The following is an 828-nucleotide window of genomic DNA, read 5'->3' on the forward strand; positions in this document are numbered from 1 at the left end:
TTGTAGCCTAGAGCATGGATCTCTAGGAGGAACGTCCCTTGGGGAGCCTCGAGGCGAAAAGCCCCGTGTTCGTCACTCGTCGTCCCTACGACAAGCGTACTATCTGCGGGCTTTCTCAGGAGGACATTAGCGAAGTCCACAGGGGTGCGGTCGGTGGTCTTCTTCAAAGAGCCCTGTAGGGGGAAGGTCGTCTGCGCTAGAAGGCTACCTGAAGAGAGCGCAAGGACGACACAGAGCATGTGAGCGTGTTTCATAAGTGGGATGCGTGTACTAGAATACCCACCTAAAGGTAGTGTTTTTGATGGTATCCCTTCGCCCTTCGAGGTGGGGACTACGGGGGAGGTCAAAAAGAGACCCACGGTAGGTCGGTCAAACGACCTACCGTGGGTCGGTGAGACGACCTACAGTAGGTTTTTTCGGTGACCTACCGTAGGTCGTTTTGGGGGTGCTCCAAGCCCGCTGTTTATGCAGGCTGGCGGAGGGCAAAGAAATTCGATGAGAGAACGGGTGGGGATGGCGGGGTGCTACATGCGGGAGCGGAGCTCTTGGGCACTCTTGCGCTCGGACTTGCCTTGGATGGGAGCTCCGAAGGAGTAGGTCACGCCAAGGTTGAGGGTGAGTCTATTATTCTCGTTGTCTGCGTGCATCTGATAGTCGGGAGTCGTGATGTCCAGACGGAGGTTATTGCGGAGGAGGTTGTAGGCGTCCAGAGCTAGGCGAAGCTTCCCTTGGAGGAGCGTGTAGGATAGGCCCGCTCCGCCGGAGATGACGTGCCCTGCATGGAAGCCCCAATCAAAGCTAGGTGTCCGATAGTAGAAGTAGCAGGTC

General features: G+C 56.6%; 2 pseudogenes. Both read right to left on the reverse strand.

Features of this window, described 5'->3' with window-relative positions:
* Positions 1 to 254 (reverse strand): annotated as a pseudogene (locus HMPREF1556_RS06320) (carboxypeptidase-like regulatory domain-containing protein); the annotation flags it as partial.
* 270 nt (positions 255 to 524) lie between these two features.
* Positions 525 to 828: pseudogene (locus HMPREF1556_RS08740) on the reverse strand (carboxypeptidase); the annotation flags it as partial.

The sequence above is a fragment of the Porphyromonas sp. oral taxon 278 str. W7784 genome (assembly GCF_000467855.2).
Taxonomy (GTDB): Bacteria; Bacteroidota; Bacteroidia; order Bacteroidales; family Porphyromonadaceae; genus Porphyromonas.